Origin of the sequence: Bacteroides sp. D55t1_190419_B8 (assembly GCF_015558905.1) — a bacterium.
Lineage (GTDB): Bacteria > Bacteroidota > Bacteroidia > Bacteroidales > Bacteroidaceae > Bacteroides > Bacteroides vicugnae.
On sequence record NZ_JADMOU010000001.1, the window covers coordinates 347,914 to 369,871 of the forward strand.

Genomic DNA, 21,958 nt, shown 5'->3' on the forward strand with positions numbered 1-21,958 from the left:
ATCAATACATTCGAGAAGTTAAGTACTCTCTGACTTCTTCTTTAATCCTAAGCACTAAAGTATTATATATTTTAACATTCAGATCAACTATTTTCAGTGCTATAAAATTAGCCTTTTCATTATCTCCTTGCTTTAAGTACATTTTCCAAAGTAAGTAACTAGGTATAATTCTCGAGGGAACCATATTTGAAGCTATTTTATAATAATACTCGGCTTTATCAAAATCTGATTTAGATGCATATGCATTCCCAATCTCACAATAAGTTTCACAAGACGGAAGTAGTACATACTCATATTCTATTATTAAATCATAATGCTGATTTTTAGAAAGCCACATATTCATTCTGTTTAGGAATATAAGTTCATTTTTCAAACTCTCAAAATTCATTTTCAAATAATTGCTCATGCAATCTTCTTCCCGAATTGATAATTTAAGTTCATCAGAATAATCCTTAAACTTCAAACCTTGCAAAATTGAAATATTCATTAATACCAATAGCATTATTTGAATTAAATATGGAAAGCATTTTATTTTTATTACATGAGCACTTTCAATAGAGGCGCATATAAGTGGCAATAATATTATTAATGGAAACACATTTGCAGGATAAGAAAATTGAGATACTATGAGAAATGAAGCAAGCAAAGATTTAAATATTCTATTACTAGAATTTACAGGTGCCTCAAAAAACAAAACTATTAATAATAAGATAAATAACATTCCAATTATGCCTTGTTCCACACTTATATGTATAAACTCATTATATGGATAAGCCACATTATCCGCTATAATTGAATAATGAGAATCCGGACATGTTTCAAAAAAAGATGCTTGATAAAGCATATACTCTTCATTAAACGAATTTAACCCATGACCACAAATTGGTTTATCACAGATCATTTGTAAAGAGACCTTCCATATCAGCAAGCGGGCATTAGCTGAATCAACTCGATAATTATATAACAGAATTACTATCCCACCTAAAAACACAATTACAAACATCACAATTAAGACACTTCTTTTCAGGCAATATTTTTTATTATCATGAAGAAAATAAATCAATAATCCAACAATTACAGCCAACATACTTGTTCGAGAATCAGCAAGAACTAAGGCGAATAATATTAAGACTGATGACAATAAATAGAATATACATTTCAATATGCTATTTTTATTATAAAAAAACAAGCATAAAGAAGCCACTAGTGCAAGTGCAAGAAAGCATCCCAATGAGCCAGGATTTCCAAAGCTACCAGTGATATCAAAAAGCGAATGATTGCTACGAATGTACCCAAACTTTTGTAAAATGACAATAATCGATTGAAAGGTTCCCGAAATTATAATACTATTAATTACTATCCATTTGGATTTCATTTTTCTGACAACTATATAGCAAATTAAATTAGAAATTCCTCCCCAAATAAACATTGCATCTACTCTCCAATCTTTACTCCATGCAAGAAAAAACATATAGACATACCATAGTCCGATAACAATATCCGACAAGCTAAGACTGACTTTAGTTTTATTCGTAATTTTATTAACAAAGAAAAAGTAGACTAATAAAATAACACAGAAAAAAGTTGCAGAATAAATTATTAATTCAAGTTCAGCATAAAGACGAGTCCTTATTACCCAGTCATAAAGAAGCGGAAGTAATATTATCCCTCCTGCCAACATATTTGAGCCAACTTTTTTCATTATGTACATGCACAAAATTACCAATAATAGAATAAATATACAGAAGTGCAGAGGTTACCCCTCTACACTTCTACAATACGCCATAGTAATTTATTATAGTTCTTCAATTGAAAATTCCAATTCTCTCTCTGTTAGTTTTTCTCCAGGGAAATCGGTCAAAAGCCCTATTAACTCTCTATATTTCCGATTAACGTCCAGTCTATAGTCTCCAGTATTGAAATTATCGGACAAATACCTTCCTCCAACAAAAGGGGTGCCATTAATTATTCCACTAGAAAGTTTACCATCAATATATTCTCCTTCAGAAAAAGAGCCATTCCTACAATAGCTTCCTCCAATACCATGAGGCAATCCATTCCTTATTTCTCCATGATATACACATCCCGTTTTTTTATAAATGTATCCTTCTCCATTCGATGACCCATTTTCAAAATCACAAATTACAATCGTTCCTGAAGGCCATTCTAGTCGCCCGTGTCCAGAATACTTTCCATTTTTAAGTTCTCCATAATATCTACATCCGTTTTTCTGATATTTAGTACAAGGTTCTCCCTTTTTTCTATTGAATATAGTACCTTTATAAATATCCCCATTAATAGTATAGAGAACCCCTACTCCATTTTGAATATTCCCGATGAAGACACTACCATTAACAAAGCGAAGAGTATCGTTTTGAGCGTTAACATAACATCCGAACATAAGTAGCATTAACAAAATCATATTCTGTTTCATATTCATATCATTCTTGTCGTGTTACAAAATAAAAATACTTGTGACAATATGGGCATTTTATATAATATCGAGTCCCGTTAGGCTCCAGCCACGTTACTATTTTTTTACAATGCATAACAGGTTGCAAATGTTCTTTTTCTTCAGTACTTGGTTCTGGAGAAGAGTTATCATGTGATTCATTGCAATTACGTCTTCCACAAATATAACAAACATCACTACACATATGACAGCCTACCCCACTGCAATAAATACACCAATCTTTATCATTAAATGGGTCACACCAAGAGCAGCCTTTACCACTGCACCATGAACATTTACTATCATTGCTACCATAATCATTATCATTTCCACTACCACCATAATCATTATCATTTCCACTACCACCATAATCATAGTCGTTATCACTATTGCCATAATCATTGTCAAAGTCATAATCACTGTCTGTTCCGTTTCCCCAATTTTCCCCCCATCTAGTCATTGGATAGGAACTTTTACGAGATAACTTGAAATTTCCAATGATCTCTGCAGCATGTAGATAATTTGCTTCAATTTTCTTATGGCTATCATCACAAAGTTGCACTTTTGCAATTCTATTACCTTCATTATATCTTTCAACTTTTTTGTGAGAAGTAAAATTTATATCGGAATATACAACAACCCCACTAAATTTGCCCTTACTACCTAAAGTAATAAAATTGTTAGAAAGGTCTTCTTTTTTAGAAAAAAACTTAGAATCAGGGATTAATGTCACTAAATACAAGCTATAGACATCTTTGTCAATATCCTTTTCTATGACTATTTTTTGCGTTATATCCACAGTGTTAATCTGAGGTCTAACACCATTTACCCCAACCCTTGTAGCACGATATTTATATTGTGGAATAATTGGTACATCCGTATTAATAATCATACCATCCTGAGAAAGCACTGCCTTATCCCATAAAGGTGTAAAGTCTCCAGGTGTTATTGGATTGCCTTTTGATTCTGGGTCGTCAATTAACAACTTTGTATAATTATTATCAAAGAAAGCACGCGCTTCTGATATAGACTTCGTTTCTCGACTTACATTATTTAACAGACTATCTTTTTCACACGATAATAAAATAGCTACAGAGCTCACCAAAATAAAGCTCATCCATATATAATTATTTTTTTTCATTTCTTTATTTTCAAGTATGATTAAACATTACATTATTTATTCGTATTTTTTTTAGAAGCCCAGTGCCGTTGAAATCTATAAGTCATTTCCGCTAACCATCTATCATAAGTTTTATGATTAAAAACACTTTTAATATTTGCACAAAATTTTTGGTGAGCTTCCATACTCATTATATACTTGTCAGACTCTGACAATCTAGACTTTCCAATCTTGTAATCTTCAAAAACATAAGAATTATACAATTCCTTAAATTTTTCAACTTGAAGCTTTGAAAGGCCATAATCATTGATAAGAGAAAATTCCAAATAATTATTCATACGAGATTCCCATTTCAAAAATGTAGAATTATCTAACATAGTAGTTAATGCTTGTAATTTGTCATTTTCTACTTTTTCCAACTCTATTTTTTGCTCTCCTTTACTTATTCCTTTTGCATAGACTTCACTTCTTTTTCCTTTATAATAACGTTCAATCTCGGATAAATTATACGCTTCTTTATATGATATATTATATACATCCATATTTTTTATTGCGTCTTCCCAAATATGTTTCCGTAAAAGATATGTCCTACCAAGCTCCTCACCCAGAATTTTATTAAGATTACTTCTCAGTTCTGTACCCAGCCTAGCTTTTTCTTTCTTTTTCCCTAATTCATCCATATTGCTCAACGACATATCATAACGTTTTTGATAATATCCAGTTTCAATTTCTGATACTTTTAAGACTTTGTCAATTGGAACAAGCCAATCCTCACTAAGTATTCTATAAATTTCACAATTATCAGCAATTATTTTTCTCCACATTTCAAACTGTGAAGAAAAAAATATTTTAGAAACCTGACTCTTAAATTCATCATATATTGATTCATATTCAGCAATATAACGTTCCGCAGAAATCTGTTTACTTTGTAAGAATAGTATTTTATCCTTTTTAAAATTTAAAGCATTAGTATACTCTTTCGCTTGCCAAATCGTTAATCCATATGAATTTCTCATATAAATTTCTCTTTGAACAGATGAAATCTGATTAATTCTCGGAATCTGTGAGCTCGCATACATATAAGATGTATGAGTAATTCCCTCAATAAAGAGAATCAATAATAACAGCATTTTTGTCTTCATTCTATTATTTTTTATGTTAAGTAAATTCTACCACCATATTTGTTTCTCATTTTCATATGTAAAAGGACGTTCTTCTCTTCCTTTACTTATATTACGCAGCCAATACAACCCATTTCTTGGAACATTTTTATATACCAACCAATATTCCTTTGCTATCTGTTTTCCCATACCAACCCAACGATTATCCCAATATAACAACTCATATTTCTCACCAGGAACTATATTATTATCATCAGTTCTTGGACAGTACTCTATCGCTTTTACAGTTACAGGTTTTTCAAGTTCGAGTCCTATCCAAGCATCAATAACAGCAGGTATAGTAATATATGTCAGCACTTTATCATCAAATAGACGATTTAAAGAAGCATCCTTGAGAAAGTCACTGGATATAATATTCCCATTAATTCTCTCACCCTTTTCATTATAAAAACATAATTCAGCCAAACTTAAATTCCTACCTTTTTTCTTATATCGAAGATATTTAAATTTTTGTTTATTATTGATTATAATTTTTGTTGAATGGCTTTCCAAACTATCCCCACTGATAACATATAATTCTTCTGCATCCGAAAAGTCTCTTCTATTCGCTCCTTCAAACACCCCGCCTTTCATTAATTGTGCAAACTCCTTTATTCGCTCTGTCAATGGATTCTTTCGTGTTAATACCATCGTTTGAGTCTTATTCTTATCTATATTAATTTCTCTTTTTCCATGTGTAGACAAAATAAAAGGATTGCCCAAAGACACTAATCCATCCATTGTATAAAAAGAAGGTAAATACAAAATTCCATATCCTACATTTTCACCTCTAAACTGATTAATACCATTGATACTTCCTAAGCCTACATTTCTAAAAGTAGCTTTATTTTTTCCGGCTGCAGTATATGCAATGGGAATCCAACCTTGACGAGAAAAAAGAGATAAATATACAATTTTTGATAGTCTGTGATCATAACTTATTGTAAAATCAGTTACATCCAAATCGTAATCTTCAGTAACATCTATCTTATTTAAATTAGCAAATTCCCCTGGAATCACTTCTTCCTGACGATATTTAAATAAGACATCATCCTTAACTGTTTCAAAAGAATGACGGTAAACTTTGGCCACTTTATTTCCTGCCCATTTGTTATCATACAACTTTCCTTTCACCAACGTCTCCAAATTTACAAAACTATTAGAGGGAGTAATTACAACAGCCATTTGGTGCCCCATATTATTACTTCCCCATATAGGGACAACATCTACAGCAGACGGTATTCCTAATGCCCTCAAAATCATAACTTGTAATAATACTGCATCATCACATTTCCCGCTTAAATCATTTCTCATTGACGAATAACTCTTATTTGCCTTTTTAAAAAAAGTCGCACGAACCTCAAAATTTAAATCTTGTCCAATTTTCTTTGCAACTTCTATAGGATCTTCACTATAAAGAATATACTTAGAATATTTATGAAAGCACTCTTTCTTCCATATATACTCTAAGGGTTCATTATAAATGCGATATGGTAATACAAAATTATAAAATTGTTCCTGAGAATATAATTTAGACCAAGGTACTTTATTCCAAGCTAATAATGATTCATTCAATGATATAATCAGAGAATCCGCTTGCAAAATATCTATATCATATATAATATCACGACCTTTTTTTCTATTCCTGTTATAAGAATATTGGAATTTAGAATAATCTATAATATTGGATTTTAAGGAACTATTTATATATGCATTTTGAATTTTCACATCATCAACAAGAGAATACTGCGAAGATATGTTTTGAATGATAAAGTTTGTAATTTCTTTTTCTAACGATGTATTCGAATACTTGCTTACAAACTTGTCTATTTCCTTATATTGAAGTATTTCTGCACGTTCATTAGTTGGTACACAACTTACTAAAAAGAAACTAAATAATATGGATAATTGAATTTTCATCATTACTATGATATTTTGGTATTACTAGTAATCAAGTTCATTTTATTAGAATCTACAAATAATCAGTATTCAGTGGTATCATAGCATTGATGTTAGATAGAATATATAGATTCTGATATTTTTCTAAAGAATATCTTTTGTGACATTTGTTCTCAAAAATAGACATTAGAGGGTTGAACAAGCTGTTATCCAACCCTTAATTTGAACTCTATTAATTCTTTGTAAGCAACCGCTTCTCTGAAATCGTTCCCAATTCTTTTCCATTGATGGTTATATCGGTTGTATTTTCTATCTGTATCATCGAATCATCGGGAGTTTCTATATCCACATTCTCTATGCTAATCTTTGCAACTTTATTAATTACGATACCTTGCTTCGCGCCCGTTACCACCATATTCTTTATGGAAATGTTCTCAATCGGCATTTCGGGAAGTCCGTTCAGATACACCGCCCGTCCGGCTCCCTTGCAGAACACGTCCGAGATATGTATGTTCCTGAATGCCGGAGTTTCTTCGGTAACATCCGGCACAGGCCCGCCCGGAGCACCTTTGGTGGCATAATACAAGTCGGCAATCAAGGCATCATTCGGAATGTCTATCATATTGATATGGTTGATATAGATATTCTCCACAACACCGCCACGACCGCGGACACTCTTGAACCGCAGCCCTACATCCGTACCGATAAACGAACATTCGGATACATACACATTCTTCACGCCGCCGGACATTTCGCTACCAATGACGAATCCGCCATGACCGTGCAACACGGTATTGTTTTTCACAATCACATTCTCGCAAGGCTCTCCACGCCTGCGCCCGTCTTTATCCTTTCCCGATTTCAGACAGATTGCATCGTCACCCGCGTCGAAGAAACAGTTCGTTATCAGTACATTCTTGCAGGATTCCACATCGAGCGCATCCCCATTCTGCGAGTACCACGGATTGAACACCTTTACATCATTCAACGTCAGGGATTCGCAAGACAAAGGATGAAGGCACCAATTCGGAGAATTTTTAAAAGTCACGCCTTCCAGAAGCACCTTTCTGCTCTTCACAATGCTTAGCAGAACAGGACGCAACCAGCTTTTCATTTTTTCCCATTCTTTTATATCCATGTCCGGACGCTTATTTCCCCAGTCTGCCATAAGCACGGAAGCCTTTAAAGCACCTTCATCAGGATACCACACCTTGCCGCTTTCATCTACCTTACCGCCGGATTGAAGCAACTTTTTCCATTGTCTATCCGTCATCTTATCCTTTTTGACGGGACGCCACCGGTCTCCCGCCCCATCGAAAACACCGTAGCCGGTGATGGCTATGTTTTCCGCATTTATTGCCGAGATAGGCGACTGGCAACGTCGCGTATCCAATCCTTCAAACGAAGTCGTGACGATTGGATATAAAGAAGTATCACTACTGAATACAATCAAAGCATTCTTTTCAGCGTGCAAATTGACGTTACTCTGCAAAACAATGGGACCTGTCAGCCATAAGCCTTCCGGAATGATCACTTTGCCCCCGCCTTTGTCGTGAACCGCTTTGATAGCCTTGTTAATAGCCTCTGTATTCAGCGTCACACCATTGCTTTTTGCTCCAAAATCACAGATACTCACCTGATAATCGGGGAAAACGGGACGTTCCACTTTAGGCATGGAGAAAGGAAGATCTTTATATAAATCTTCCATTTCTATCGTTTGATCCTCCGAGTTTGAATATGCCTGACAAGATGCCAATAACAAGAGTCCCATCAGCATTACTCTGAAATCCTTTTTCAAAAATCTATTCATACTTATCTTTATTATGTATCAAAACCTATTGAAATATACTATTTATTTTCAACGGGAAAGAATCGCCTTATTTCCCAAAGAACCATACTGATTCACGGCACAAACCTGCAATATCATCACCGGATATTCAGGAAGAGTCAGATACATTCCACGTGTCATACCTACTACCCTGTCTCCACTGAAAACAATATACCCCGTCGCATCCTTCACACTTTTCCACTCCAGTCTCCGGTCCTTTCTTTTAAGCCCCTCCGGAGCAGGAAGTTTTTCCATCATCCTGCGGGGATTCCACTGATCTGTTCCGGGAATTATATTCTCATAAGTATAAGTAGCAGCCTCTTCTGCCGTAATCACCGCACGACAGGTTCCTTTCGGAGCATTCTCACCACGTCCCTCATATTCCGTCTTACGCTGATCCAGTTGCAGGACATTACCCGCGGCATCCCGACTGTCATATTCGGCAAACAAAGCAGGGATCGCACCCATATTTGCCCAACCTTCAGGAGAAATAGGAATATTCATAGTAGTGTGAATATAAACCGTCTTTGGCGAATTATGCCACGGACGTCCCAGTTTCACCCCCCACTTCTTAACATTAGCCGCCGCTTCGTTACCATCTATCGTACAGTCTCTGAAAACATACCCCCATTTCGCATCCTTATGACAAGGAGCTACAATAATAGCACCGCTACGAGTATTATAGAAAGTACAATTTTCCGCCAGTACATTTCCTCCGCCATAGAAATAATCTACCGCTCCTTCAATCCAACAATCTTTGACGTAATGTCGTGCAGTATCATTGCCTGTAGTCATCCATGTATCCTGAAAAGAACGGAAGTTACAATTATTAAATGCGATACGATCCGCCTGACTGCTCATTGCCAAAGCTTGCGGCCCTTTCTGGCTATCCACTCCCCAATCGTTAACATAAGAGATGTTTTCCGAATAGAAATCAGGCGCTTCAATCTTCACTACACTGCCATCGTATTTATAGACATCCGATTCCGGATTATGAACAGAATGCCTCCAATAGTCCGTATCTGTCGAAGTAGCCTCAGGTTTGCCACCCACATTCAGACTGTGGTGAATGATGGTTTTATCTTTGTCCTGTCCTATCAAATGGATGAATGTTTTTGTCTTTGGTATAAATAGGTACTCTCGATAAGACCCATTCTTCACAAATATACACCAAGGCGTCTTTGAATTTTCGGGTGCGACATCAATAGCCTCTTGCACCGTTCTGTAATCACCACTGCCATCTCTTGCCACTACAGCCTGAAAAGGAGAATTACTTTCACCGGAATGATTCCTATCTATAAGCCCCCTCCCATCAGCACCCCAGACTGGGGAACACAAGGAGAACAGCAAGATGACTCCCTGTAAAATGCATTGTATCTTCTTCATACTTCAATTATGTAAATTTTATATAGAGGAAAAAAACAGCCCCCGGTTTCTTTTCCCAAGGGCCATTTGTTTTCAGAAAAACGATTACCTGTTCATAACCAGTATGGTCCTGACAATGATCCGGTTATGGAATCCAACGAGTATCACCGGAACGATTAGTGACAATCGGAGAATTCGAATCCTTGATTGTCAGATCGCCCTTTTCCGGGTCAACAAACAGTTCGGCAGCAGTCATATCCAAATCGGTTGCATTGATCTTACTACCACCCAACGCATAATCTTTCGTTGTATAATTGTTAGAGAAGCTAGTGGTAGTATTGGCACCGATTGAATAAATTTCACCACACGGTGAAGCCAAGACTACTCCTTCCAACACCAATTCCGAACCAACAGCAGACTGTATATTAATCATACGCTGATTGCGACAGAAGCTGTAGAAGGTTACATTTTTATATTCCAGATGAATAGGTTTGTCCAGATTGGGAGCATAGAAGATGTTACCCCAGCCCCAGCCGTCTGTACTGTTGTTATCTCTACTGAATGTGCAGTTTCTGAAAATAACTCTTTCCAGATGATCATAAGAGTTACCTTCCTTGTCTGTCGATCCAAGATGGAACGTACCGTATGCACCTGTCTGCCAACCGCATTGTTCAAACTTGCAGCCTTCCATTTCGAAGTTCATCAGATGTTTATTGTTAGCTCCCTGATGACGCCAGAATCCACGTCCGAATCCATAGAAGTCGCAATTAACGAAACTGATATTCTCCAGCGTGTATGCATTACCACTATTAAAGAAATAACTGTTCAATATCTCCTGCCGGAATTCAACATTTACAAACTCTATACCGGAAATATAAGATCCGGCAACCACATTCCATGAAGATTCCATAGTGACAATAGGCTTAATGCCTTCCGTGCTACCGACCAGACGGAAACCTTTCTTTATTGCAAATGGACTCAAACGATAAGAAGAGCCAGCCGGCAAGAAATATTCGGTACCCTCCGGAATCTCCGCATTATCATTATTATCAGTCAGAAGTTTCGTCAAATCATCATCCCAACCTACCGTAATAGATTCGGCAGCCGGTCCCGCTGTACGGAAAGTAGCCTGATTATAAGGTTTGTCATACTTCCTCGGCTTACTTGTATCGTAAATATTAACCGCATACAGTGTATTCTTATCCAGACCGGTCACTTCGGCACGTCCCTGTGCTTTTTCCTCTTCAGTCAGATAACGGGATACATTCGCTAAAGTTTTGTCCATCATCGGCATCACGCTGATACTGTCCACCGGATTCTGTACATCTACTTTCCAACGAATGATAGCAGAGTTTTCTGTTATCTCTGTTTTTGATACGTCTTCCAATAACTTCGCATATTCCGGTCTGGCCTCTGTAGAAGCATTCGTATAAGTCCATTGAGAATTATTGACTGCATTTGCCGCATTCGAACGCACACGAATATAGAACGTTGTTCCATAAGGGATATCGTCCAGAAAGACAAATGGTTCAGTTGTATCTACCGACATAAACAAACTTTTGTAATACGTATCCTGATGCAACTCTACCGTATAGGATGATGCATCATTTACTTTATACCACACCAAAGTAATAGAATTACTCTTCACCTCCGGTTTCTCCAATACGAATCTGGGCTGAAACAGATCGTCTATTTTGTTATATTGGTCGTCTTGGCAACTTGTGAAAAGCGCTCCCCACAACAAAGCAGGCAATAAGACTGTTGTCAATCTATATAGTAACTTCATCATAACATTCATTTTTACTGGTTAATATCCATAATAGTTTTGAATAGCCCCTCTATGGTCTGTAATTACTTGTGAAGGATAAGGACACAAATATCTCAACGGATCAGAAGGTTTCACACTCTTGTCGTTATTCAGATTGATAAATCCTCTGAAACTCCAGGAAATCTCTTTCAAGGTCTCAAATTGCTGCGTTTCCGAGTTCAGGACTCTCCATCCAATAGCGTATGCCAACGTTTGATAACCGGCAGGTTTACCCGTTCCGAATTCTTCTTTCTCAATGCCGACTATATCCAGAATGGTTCTGTCCGGATGTTCCGGATCAGGGACTGACTTATAATAAATATTTTCAGGTACTTTCTCAATACCCGGTATATAGGTACCATTGGCAACCAACCCCCAATTAATCATTTCAAAATAGAGATTATAGATCACCTCACTGTACTTATTCCAACGGGCCAAGTCATATTTACGGATACTTTCACCCCCAAATTCCCATTTTCGTTCGTCCATGATTGCTTTGAAGAAATCGTCTTCTGTATTCAGACTTTCTACGTAAGATTCTACTTTCGAAGCCCACAAAGAAGGATCAAACGCACGCCGCCTTACCCTCTTCATCGCTTCCTTTGCATCATCACGCGGTCCGAACCGCTCGTTCACCGCTTCAGCATACATCAACAACACATCTGCAAACCTCATGCGTATGCTATTGATACCCGTTCCCGCACCACTGGAAGAGCCTAACGGAGACTTCATTTTAAGTTTCGACCATTTACCTACTCCCATGCCGGCGATTCCCATATCCATCTCCTGATTCAGGTTCTTATCGTATTTGTAAGGAGCACACGTAACGTCACGACGCAAATCATCCCCATCAAATGTAAACATATACGTACCACAATAATGCAGATAGTTGCTGGCACTTCCATACTCGTGCTTGTCACCGGCAATCGTTACACCTACATTATACCCGTAACGGCTGGTCACACTTTTCAGCATAGGGATAGCAAAAATCACATCGTCATTATTCGCCGTCGTCCAATTGCATTCATTGTACCAAAGTTCTTCGTAACTCTGTTTCAAATCATGCTTGTTTTCCTTGATTACTTTACCCAGATAGGTGATAGCGATATCATAATAATGCTCGAAATTGTCACCACGTTCCATATATCCCACGTTGTCCGGATTCTCTTTATCGGGACGTAAAGACCATCCTCCACGATACAAAGCCAGTTGTCCGATAAGTGCCTGGCAATATTCGCGGGAAGCACGCTCTACCCCGTAATCCAGATCGGCGGCATATTTCATCATCGGCTCTACATCAATCAACTCGTCAATCAGGTATTCCAGTATCTTGTTCCGTTCCGTCACACCGACTGAAAAGAAATCATCTGTGGATTTCGAAGGTTCGGTCACAAAGACGACATCTCCCCATGTACGAATCAAATCCAGATAAAGCATCGCACGAAGTGTTTTCACCTCTCCGTACATCTGTTGAATTTCAGTCGGTCCCTCCTCTTTTATCTGTAAGGAGAACAAAGAGGAATTTTCCATTTCATGCAGGAAGTCGTTCGCATAATTGATCACGGAATACATATTGTTCCATGTACTATTCAACGTATTCCAGTAGGGTTTGGAATCGAAACAACCGATATCCGCACCGGTGGCCGCTACGGTATTATTCTTAAAGGAAGACATTTCTACATCCGTATTCGTATTCAGGCTGTTGGCAAGCGTACTGCCATACATACCGTCTTCTGTCATTGCAGAATACATTTTAGTCATCAAGGCTTTGGCTTCCTCTTCTGAAGTAAAAACGTATCCGGGGGTAAATCCTGAAGGAGGCTCCACATCCAGAAAGTCATTACAAGATGTGAAAGAGAGCATCGCGCAGGCTATGGTTGAATATAATAACTTCTTATTCATTGTTCTTTCATTTTAGTTAGTTTATTAAAAGGTCAATTGCACACCGAACGTGTATGTGCGGCTTCTCGGATATCTGTTATTATCGATATTCGGCGTTAATCCGGTAGCAATATCTACCTCCGGATCATAACCGCTATATCCGGTAATCGTAAAGAGGTTGTAACCTGACGCATAGAAACGTACTCTGCTCAAACCCACTTGATTGGTCCATACACGTGGCAGTGTATAGCCGATAGTAGCCGTATTGAGACGCAGGAAAGAACCGTCTTCCACTGCATATGACATTGCAATGGGACGTCCGATAGAAGTCGGATTCCACATCGTCGCATTCTTATTAAACTCTGCAAGAATTTCCGGACTGTAACGAATTTCATTACCCATATCGTCAAAATTACGCCAACGCTTCGCAGCAGAAATATCCATACTGAAATTGTTGTAATTATTGCTTGCCCATGTAGTCATCATTACTTTATTAGCATTGAACACATCGAAATCATACATGAAATTAAAGAATGCACTTACATCAAAACCTTTAAAAGTTGCATTTAATCCAAATCCTCCCGAAAACTTCGGAGTAGTATTACCGATCACAGTACGGTCGTCATCCGTCAACGTATACGGGTTGGCACTATTTTCATCCACCGGAGTGAGTTTTTTAAATTTGGCATTACCCGGACGCGGGTCACCGGACAACGGGCTGGAGTTTACGACTCCGTCTTTCAATGTCCATGTTCTGGATTTTGAATCAAATGGCTTGAAATCATCCACTGTATAGAAACCGTCATTCACAAATCCATAGATCAAACCGGTAGTACCTCCTACGTAGGCACGATAATCATCTGAATTCAATAGTTGAGAGCCTGCCCAGCCAGAAGAAAGCACCATTTCCTTTTCACCACTTGCGAGCTTGTCGATCTTGTTTTTATTACGACCGATATTAAACGTCGCGTTCAATGTAAAGTCCGGACGGTCGATGATATAACCGGTCAGAGACAACTCAACCCCTCGGTTTGAAGTCTGCCCCACATTCTCCATAAGATGCGTGTAGCCTGTATAGCCGGGAATAGTAGAAGAAAGCAGTAAGTCTTTCACCGTGTTCCAATAGAATTCCAATGATCCGCTTAACCGTTCTCTGAAAAAGCCGAAGTCAACGGCAAGGTTACGGGTAATGGTAGTCTCCCATTTTACATGGGGATTATACAGTTCTTTCGTGTTATAAAATTGATAATAGTACCGGCTCGTTTCTTCCCAACCCGCAGGCCGGCTGCTGCTGATACCATACAATTTCTGATAAATATCGGAAGAGATACGGTCATTTCCAGAAGCACCATAACTTACTCTCAATTTAAGATTCGACACCACTTCACTCTCTTTCAAAAAGTCCTCATTAGACATACGCCATGCAACAGCCGCTGCCGGGAAAAATCCCCAACGATTGCCTGAAGCAAACTTCGATGAACCATCGGCACGCAAGGTCACGGTAGCGAGATACTTATCCTTATATCCATAGTAAGCACGACCGAAAAAAGAAGAAATGCGTGTGGGCGAACCGGCAGAAGACTTATTTTCGTAAGGAGTACCCAAAGACAGGTTATCAAATGCTTTTTCCGCAGTTGTATTCACCGGAAAATAGCGGGTAGTATAGGTCTTACGGCTGGATTGGGAACTCTTCATTTCTTGTCCGACCATCAATTGGATATCATGCGTATCATCCAACATAAAGTTGTAGTTAAACACATTGGATAATTGCCATTTGGAACCTTGAGACATACTCCACTCAGCCATTGGCTGGTTATTATTATTCTTGGCGTTAGATGTATCAGTGCCCCAAAAACGTCGAGACTCCTCTGTATTATTTTCAAAGCCGAATTCCGTACGGAAAGTCATGCCTTTCATTATATTCCAAGTCAGAGCACCTATCGTATTGAGAGACTTATTAATTCTTTTCTTATAATTCTTTTCAGATTCTTCTTTCGGGTTAAAGCGGGTTATCTCATCCAATAAATCAGGGTCATAATAAGTATCATCTTCCGGCAATTTCATATATTCATCCAATCCTTCAGTAGGTGCCTGACGGAGTGCATCCAAAAGACTCACCCCATCCGTACCGGAACCGTCCACTTCTTTATGCAACAAACGGGTGCGGTATTCAAAAGTCAGGAATTTAAAGAGTTTGGTATTCAGACTCACATTCAGGTTGTTCTGTTTCAACCCGTTCCCCACCATCACACTAGGACGGTCTTGATGGATAAATGCCACTTTATACTTCGTTTTCTCTGTACCGCCATTGATACTAAGGTCTACATATTTAGATACCGGATTCGTTCCAAAAATTTCATCCTGCCAGTCCGTTCCTTTATCTCCCTGATAAATATAGAATTCATATGCTTGTCCATACTTATTAAAGAAATCGTCGGGTATGGAATTCTTTTGACGGGCATTCTCATATTGCATCAAAACATATTCGTAGGGATCCATCACGTCCAGCTTGTTTGATAATGTGCTTGTCTGCAAGTAAGTATTCAAATTGATAGATACGCGTCCTTCCTTTGCTTGTTTGGTAGTCACCAGAATGACACCATTAGCACCGCGAGCTCCATAAACTGCCGTAGAAGCAGCATCTTTCAAGACATCGATGGACTCTACATCTGTCGGTGGAATATCATTTAAACTTCCCACTTCAAATCCGTCTACCAAAATCAGCGGACTGTTGTCCTGCGTGATCGAACCTCCACCACGCACCAATATTTTAATTTCCGCATCCGGTGAACCATCCACTGCTGTCACCTGCACACCCGGCATTTTACCGACAATAGCCTCTGCAACGGAAGCAGTCGGTACTTTTTCGAGAACCTTGCCCGATACACTCGATACCGAACCAGTCAGATTTCCTCTTTTCTGTGTACCATAACCGATTACGACCACATCATCCAATTGTCCGACGGCTTCCGTCATCTGAATATGAATTCCGGAAGTACGTCCTTTCAACGGTTCTTTCACTTCATTCATTCCGACATAACGGATAGTCAACACAGCTTTATTCACATCAGGAACATTGGTCAGTGTAAAGTTTCCGTCCATATCGGTAGTAGTACCTATTTTTGTGCCTTGCACCATTACTGCGGCACCTATTACCGGCCCGTAGTTATCTGTCACCGTACCGGTTACGGTCTGTGCAAAACCACTGACCGCCACCAATAACAGGGTGAATATACTTATAATTAGTTTATTCATTATACTAAAGTTTTTTGTTACAAAATATACGGTTTACTATTTCTTCTCGATAACCTGACCGCCCAGATTCTGATTGTAAACAATATGCTGAACCAGGTTATGAAAATAAACTTCGAGATTGGAATAACGCCCGTTGGGATCTACTGACGTACTTATCTGTGCAGCATCATCCGGATTATTCGGATCAAGTCCGTAAGCTTCTTCCCAAATATCAGGAATTCCATCGCCATCCGTATCAGGCCAGGCTTTCAACGATTTAACTTCAGGATATCCTTCTGTATCTCCTACCGTATCAATAATTCCAGGACGCGGTTTTTCATCCTTCGAACCAGTCCATGTAGAAGTACCTCCTCTGACCTCTTTCACGATACGTTGATCAATAATATCTCTGCGCAAAGAGGCGCCGGCATATTGCAATACCTTTTCATAGGCTTGCTCGGGTGTATGGCTGGTCACCTTACTAAATGGCTGCGGTTCCGCCATTCTCATTGCATGCATTTCTTCTTCTGTAGGATGCAAATCGCGCCAAAATTGACTCCAGATTCCATTCGTCCAGTTATCTGCCGTAACTTCTGCACTGGCAGTCACATGGTTGCCCTCGATATATGCTCTGGCGGTAGGATCACTTGACAGAACTCTCCACGACATACTTCCTGTTCCGGTAGCCGGTCCTGCTTTATAATAGCAGTTGACAATATTGAACGTTCCATATTTTCCACCATAACAGCCAAATCCGGCTTCACTCCAGTTATAATAGACATTGTTTCGTACATCAAAATATCCGATATGGTCACCGGCTCCTTGGGTTCCGGGTTCCGGCATATCAGAAATTCGGGGAGCACGGCTACTATGATGTGCCATCAGAATATGATGGTAAGAAGCATTATCACCACTAAACATCGCTCCATACCCATGAGCTCCTTTGGCATGATTGGAATTATTCAAGCTCTCTGTTGACATACACCACTGCGCAGTAAAATTCTGACAACCATAGAAAGACAGAGTTTCATCAACTCCCCAACTGGCAGTAACATGATCGACAATCGCATTCGTGAAATATCTTCCTCCAATAGCATCTTCGGCATAATCCTCGTATTTGTCACCGGGACGGCAACGTAAGAAACGAATAATTGCATTCATTTCTTTGCTGTCTGCCGACAGATTAAAAGAGAAATTATAGTTCTTCAACGTGATACCATCGCCCGGAGCTGTCTGTCCCAAGATACTTACATTGGGATGATCTACTAAAAACAATCCACGCTTCAGTTCTATGATACCCGAAACATCAAAGATGATATTCCGAGGCTGGTCGGACTTCTCGATTCCATAACGCAGACTTCCTTTGATGGGAGTTTCATTTTTGCCATAATCTTCCAGATTAGTAACCCGATAGATTTCACCGCCACGGCCTCCGGTTGTAAAACGTCCACCTCCCTCCGCACCGGGGAAAGCCAAAAGTTGTCCGGCCGATGGGTCGTCACCAATACTCGTATCAGGTTTACCATACTGAAAAATCTCTATCTTCTGTTCCAACACGCTGTTCTTTATGGTCACAGAAGAAGTGCGTGGAAAACGATCTGTATTATCTTGTATTTTCAGTACGATTGCATCTTCTGTCGAAGCTTCCTTATCCAAAGTAATCCAGGGTTCGGTTGAAGTCATCGTATATTCTATTGCATATTCTTGAGTGACGGGAATAGTTAGTGCCTTACACTTATAAGGAATAATATATTCATCCTGCTCTACTTCCAGAGTCGTTTTGAGTCCTTCCTGAACAATCTCCACAGTCTTACTCATGATGTAATCACCCACTGTCTTAAATACGATATTCCCTCTTCTCTCCGCTGCCACGTTCAATGCAATAGCAAAGTGAACATTATCCGTCACAAAACTACGGCTCTCCTGTGCAGACTGATCGACTTCCTTGATCCAGTCGGTTTGATCGTCAATCTCTATTTTCCATGCCACATTGGATACAACCTGACAAATCAGAGTAGTTCCTAAAAATGGAATCACTTCTTTTGAATAATCCAGCAAAATATCCGGATCAGTACCCAGTTGTTCTACAGAGATTTCCTGTTCAATCGTCGTATTAACATTCGTCAAAGTAACCTTAATCTTACTTTCACGCTTCGCGTCATCTGTGTTTTCAGTGAAGAATAAACGAAGATCGCCGTTTCCATTTCCACTTTCTTTCGAAAGAGTCAGCCAGCTACCATTACTTTCTGTGACTTTAGCTGTCCAATCGCCGGTTGCAGTCACATTGATAGTAAAAGAACCTCCTACATTGGTGAGTTTCACCTCATTCTTTGATACTTCCAAGTTATTAGCTAATGCTGCTTCGTTCTTTTCGTCATCCGAACTACAAGCCCCAAGCAATCCTGCCAATAATATGATTAGAAATGATCTCATATCCTATATAATTTATTCGTTTATACTTTAACTATTTTCTAATCCAATGCGGATCACCGATTCCTTTGGTATATACTTCCGAACTCTTGTCCTTAATAGTCAGATCCCTTCCCTCAACATCCGTAAAGAGTGCACTCATTGAAGTTGTTTCAGCCGGAAGTTCATTATCGTTTACTCCCCAAGTATTCATGACGAAACCTTGCGTATGATAATTGTCTGCAAATGTTCTGCCTGTTACATTTCTCAAATTAAACCAAGTACCACTGCCTTCTCCGGATATGCCACTGAACAGATTATTCTTAACCGTCAATGTGAAACTGCTGGTATTCTTCGGCGACAAATCAAAGAATGTCATACCTACAGGTGCCATTCCGATGAATGTACAATTCTCTATGGTTATACTCAAATCACCGGTCATGGAACTCAGGCCTGTTATCAATGCTTTAGTCAGATTATTTGCATGGAATGTAGAATTTCTGAACACAATATTGTAAATAGGAGCATCCTGTTTAGTAGACAACCCGAACAATCCGCTGCTACCAGAATTTAATCCGAAGAAACGGCAATCTTCAATAATAAGGTTATCAACAGTTTGCGCCAGTTTGGCATTTACTTCCTGATACCACATCGTGCGTCCCAAATCATTAATATCACATCCTTTCAGCGAAATCTCTTTCACATGGAAATGTTGATTCTTCAACTTGAAGAAATCCGAGTCTGTCGTTTTTATACTCAGGTTTTCAAAATGAACAGCATCAATTTTGTTATCACCGGTAGATATGCTCATATTACCCATTTCCATATAGGCCAGTTTTTGTCCATTTGTCGGTTTCTGCCCTACAATATAGAGGCTCTTTCCGAAATCAGTCTGTCTTCCCAACTTATACTCTCCCCCTGCTTTCAAGAACAGCTTCACTTCAGTTACAGTCACATCCGCCATCAACGCTTTGCATATCTGTTCCAGATTCTCTTCCGGATTCACATATCTATATCCATCCGGTATTCTCATCGGAGCTTCCGGATTTATTTCTTCTTCATCCCATCCTTCCGACGCTATCGTCACTTTATAATCCTGAATCATCGGTTCGTCGGCGTTATTAAGAGCAAAAGCCACCTGTGTAGTGTCATCGGGCAATATAGGGAATGTACCATCAATAGTTTTCGACTGCACCACATTATTATGCTGATCCAAATAATCAATGCGAATACCTATCTCTTTTCCTATCGTCCGCGTCTCAAACAACACCATATCATCTGTATAATTCACACCACCACTGCTGGTAGCTTTATCGCGGATTATTTCTATCGGTGTTTCTATGAATCTGGCATCCGACACTTTATAACCGGAAATCGGACATGAAAGCACAGCGCGTACCGTAGAATATCTCTTATCCGCTTTTTTATCCGTAGCTTTCAGACGGATCACTCCTGTCCGGTTATACATACGAATACTCAACGGATCATTGAACGGAGAACTGTATTCCACAGGTGCTGAAATAGCATACTTCGTTTTTGCCGCCAGATCTTGCCGAATAATAATATCATTCAAATTACTCGGACAAGGAATCGAATCTGTCTGTGTTGTTGACAGAATCCTATATTTTCCATTAGGTAACTGGAAACGATAATGTGAGGTATAATTAGCAAAATACTCTCCGTTATCTTTATATATAAAAAGAGGTTTGGTTGATAATCCCGTATTCACTGCCCACGGTTCATCATCCAAGAATAATTCGATTTGATTTACTACTGAAGTCGAATACTTATCATCATCAGAGCAAGCATACGTACCCAGTAGAAGTGTCAATCCCACTAAAGAATAAATTATATTTTTTCTCATAAGACTCCTGTTTTAAAATTCAGATTCTTCTATTGTAAATGGTTGGGGTAACATATCAGTTTTACTCATGACCAGACTACGAGTCCACGAATTTTGTAAATACGCTTCCTCTAATATAGGCATATAGACTATAGAATGTTTGGACGGTTCAAAGGCAATGCCTGTATCAAGCGGACTATTTGTGCGGTTTACTTCTTCTCCGCCTTTCAAATATACCACATCTACCGACGTTCTTAAGTCTGCATTGATTGTTGGAAATGAATAAACAGATGCACTAAAGCCTGCAGCCCGATCCACACTAATCGTTATATCCTGTTGAACACATGCTCCGGTTTTTACTTTATAGGCAACACCTACATTCGTAAAAGTGACATTCAACTGGTCAAACCGAGTAATAGCATTGAGTTCATCTGCAGTTTCTCTAGGTTGGAATGTAGCTTGTCCAACCAAACGTTTCAGTTCCAGACTTAGATTACTGACAGAATAGTCTGAAGTCAGATCTACAACATTGGAAATATACACCTGTTTTTGTGCATAGATATCTTGATACACTACCACTTTAGAGAGGCTGTCTACATCGGTCAGATGATCCGCATTCGCTACAGCGAAAGTTTGCAGATTTTCTCCGAGAGGAAGATCTATTTGCAAATTCCCATCGTTTAAAGGTAGATTCTTTCCGTATACCATAGAATCTTTCAGATACGCATAAATGCCAATCTCCGTTATGCCTTGTTCGGTAAAGGTTTCAAGACTTGCCCGGCTAAAACTAACGCTTACAGGATGCGTTTCGGGCTCTTGAGGTAACTCGCCAGATTCCCATCCCTCCTCTATCTGCTGTGAGCAAGAGAAGAAAGTGAGAAATAGTAAAATTGAAAATTTCGTTAGATGTCTCATAAATATTAGTTTATACAGTTTTAAAATACAACAACCATTATAGTG

At 38.8% G+C, this 21,958-nt stretch carries 13 protein-coding genes; all 13 read right to left on the reverse strand.

Going from position 1 to position 21,958, the window contains the following annotated elements:
- Nucleotide 1: 1 nt before the first annotated feature.
- Nucleotides 2–1,702: an O-antigen ligase family protein gene (locus tag I2I13_RS01190; protein ID WP_195648523.1), complete on the reverse strand. Its 1,701-nt coding sequence runs from the start codon at nt 1,700–1,702 to the stop codon at nt 2–4.
- Nucleotides 1,703–1,795: 93 nt separating this feature from the next.
- On the reverse strand, nt 1,796–2,434 hold the full coding sequence (locus I2I13_RS01195; RefSeq protein ID WP_195648524.1) for a hypothetical protein: 639 nt from the start codon (nt 2,432–2,434) through the stop codon (nt 1,796–1,798).
- Between the two features lie 7 nt (nt 2,435–2,441).
- Entirely contained in the window at nt 2,442–3,593 is a 1,152-nt protein-coding gene (locus I2I13_RS01200) for a calcium-binding protein (RefSeq protein ID WP_195648525.1), read from the reverse strand.
- A 32-nt stretch (nt 3,594–3,625) separates the two neighbouring features.
- A complete protein-coding gene (locus I2I13_RS01205; RefSeq protein WP_195648526.1) occupies nt 3,626–4,714 on the reverse strand; it encodes a hypothetical protein in 1,089 nt (362 codons plus the stop codon).
- Between the two features lie 27 nt (nt 4,715–4,741).
- The gene (locus I2I13_RS01210) at nt 4,742–6,655 is read right to left on the reverse strand and encodes a hypothetical protein (RefSeq protein WP_195648527.1); all 1,914 of its coding nucleotides are present in this window, start codon (nt 6,653–6,655) and stop codon (nt 4,742–4,744) included.
- A gap of 208 nt (nt 6,656–6,863) precedes the next feature.
- Nucleotides 6,864–8,441: a glycoside hydrolase family 28 protein gene (locus tag I2I13_RS01215; protein WP_195648528.1), complete on the reverse strand. Its 1,578-nt coding sequence runs from the start codon at nt 8,439–8,441 to the stop codon at nt 6,864–6,866.
- Between the two features lie 48 nt (nt 8,442–8,489).
- A complete protein-coding gene (locus I2I13_RS01220; RefSeq protein WP_229128543.1) occupies nt 8,490–9,845 on the reverse strand; it encodes a pectinesterase family protein in 1,356 nt (451 codons plus the stop codon).
- A 124-nt stretch (nt 9,846–9,969) separates the two neighbouring features.
- Nucleotides 9,970–11,613 carry a DUF5123 domain-containing protein gene (locus I2I13_RS01225; RefSeq protein ID WP_004309424.1) on the reverse strand — a complete coding sequence of 548 codons (1,644 nt, stop codon included), beginning with the start codon at nt 11,611–11,613 and terminating at the stop codon, nt 9,970–9,972.
- Between the two features lie 18 nt (nt 11,614–11,631).
- On the reverse strand, nt 11,632–13,533 hold the full coding sequence (locus tag I2I13_RS01230; RefSeq protein WP_195648529.1) for a RagB/SusD family nutrient uptake outer membrane protein: 1,902 nt from the start codon (nt 13,531–13,533) through the stop codon (nt 11,632–11,634).
- A 24-nt stretch (nt 13,534–13,557) separates the two neighbouring features.
- Nucleotides 13,558–16,767 (reverse strand): TonB-dependent receptor, encoded by a 3,210-nt coding sequence (locus I2I13_RS01235; protein ID WP_074636975.1) that lies wholly within the window; start codon nt 16,765–16,767, stop codon nt 13,558–13,560.
- A 36-nt stretch (nt 16,768–16,803) separates the two neighbouring features.
- On the reverse strand, nt 16,804–19,179 hold the full coding sequence (locus tag I2I13_RS01240) for a BACON domain-containing protein (protein ID WP_195648530.1): 2,376 nt from the start codon (nt 19,177–19,179) through the stop codon (nt 16,804–16,806).
- A 31-nt stretch (nt 19,180–19,210) separates the two neighbouring features.
- Nucleotides 19,211–21,019 carry a DUF5123 domain-containing protein gene (locus tag I2I13_RS01245; protein ID WP_195648531.1) on the reverse strand — a complete coding sequence of 603 codons (1,809 nt, stop codon included), beginning with the start codon at nt 21,017–21,019 and terminating at the stop codon, nt 19,211–19,213.
- Nucleotides 21,020–21,031: 12 nt separating this feature from the next.
- Nucleotides 21,032–21,913, reverse strand: a complete 882-nt coding sequence (locus I2I13_RS01250; protein WP_074636970.1) for a hypothetical protein — start codon at nt 21,911–21,913, stop codon at nt 21,032–21,034.
- Nucleotides 21,914–21,958 lie beyond the last annotated feature (45 nt).

Bases quoted from the DNA above. Each gene is read 5' to 3' on its own strand.
- I2I13_RS01240 (WP_195648530.1), bottom strand. From the start codon at position 19,179: ATGAGATCATTTCTAATCATATTATTGGCAGGATTGCTTGGGGCTTGT.
- I2I13_RS01200 (WP_195648525.1), bottom strand. From the start codon at position 3,593: ATGAAAAAAAATAATTATATATGGATGAGCTTTATTTTGGTGAGCTCT.
- I2I13_RS01210 (WP_195648527.1), bottom strand. From the start codon at position 6,655: ATGATGAAAATTCAATTATCCATATTATTTAGTTTCTTTTTAGTAAGT.
- I2I13_RS01230 (WP_195648529.1), bottom strand. From the start codon at position 13,533: ATGAATAAGAAGTTATTATATTCAACCATAGCCTGCGCGATGCTCTCT.
- I2I13_RS01215 (WP_195648528.1), bottom strand. From the start codon at position 8,441: ATGAATAGATTTTTGAAAAAGGATTTCAGAGTAATGCTGATGGGACTC.
- I2I13_RS01250 (WP_074636970.1), bottom strand. From the start codon at position 21,913: ATGAGACATCTAACGAAATTTTCAATTTTACTATTTCTCACTTTCTTC.
- I2I13_RS01195 (WP_195648524.1), bottom strand. From the start codon at position 2,434: ATGAAACAGAATATGATTTTGTTAATGCTACTTATGTTCGGATGTTAT.
- I2I13_RS01205 (WP_195648526.1), bottom strand. From the start codon at position 4,714: ATGAAGACAAAAATGCTGTTATTATTGATTCTCTTTATTGAGGGAATT.
- I2I13_RS01245 (WP_195648531.1), bottom strand. From the start codon at position 21,019: ATGAGAAAAAATATAATTTATTCTTTAGTGGGATTGACACTTCTACTG.
- I2I13_RS01190 (WP_195648523.1), bottom strand. From the start codon at position 1,702: ATGAAAAAAGTTGGCTCAAATATGTTGGCAGGAGGGATAATATTACTT.
- I2I13_RS01235 (WP_074636975.1), bottom strand. From the start codon at position 16,767: ATGAATAAACTAATTATAAGTATATTCACCCTGTTATTGGTGGCGGTC.
- I2I13_RS01220 (WP_229128543.1), bottom strand. From the start codon at position 9,845: ATGAAGAAGATACAATGCATTTTACAGGGAGTCATCTTGCTGTTCTCC.
- I2I13_RS01225 (WP_004309424.1), bottom strand. From the start codon at position 11,613: ATGATGAAGTTACTATATAGATTGACAACAGTCTTATTGCCTGCTTTG.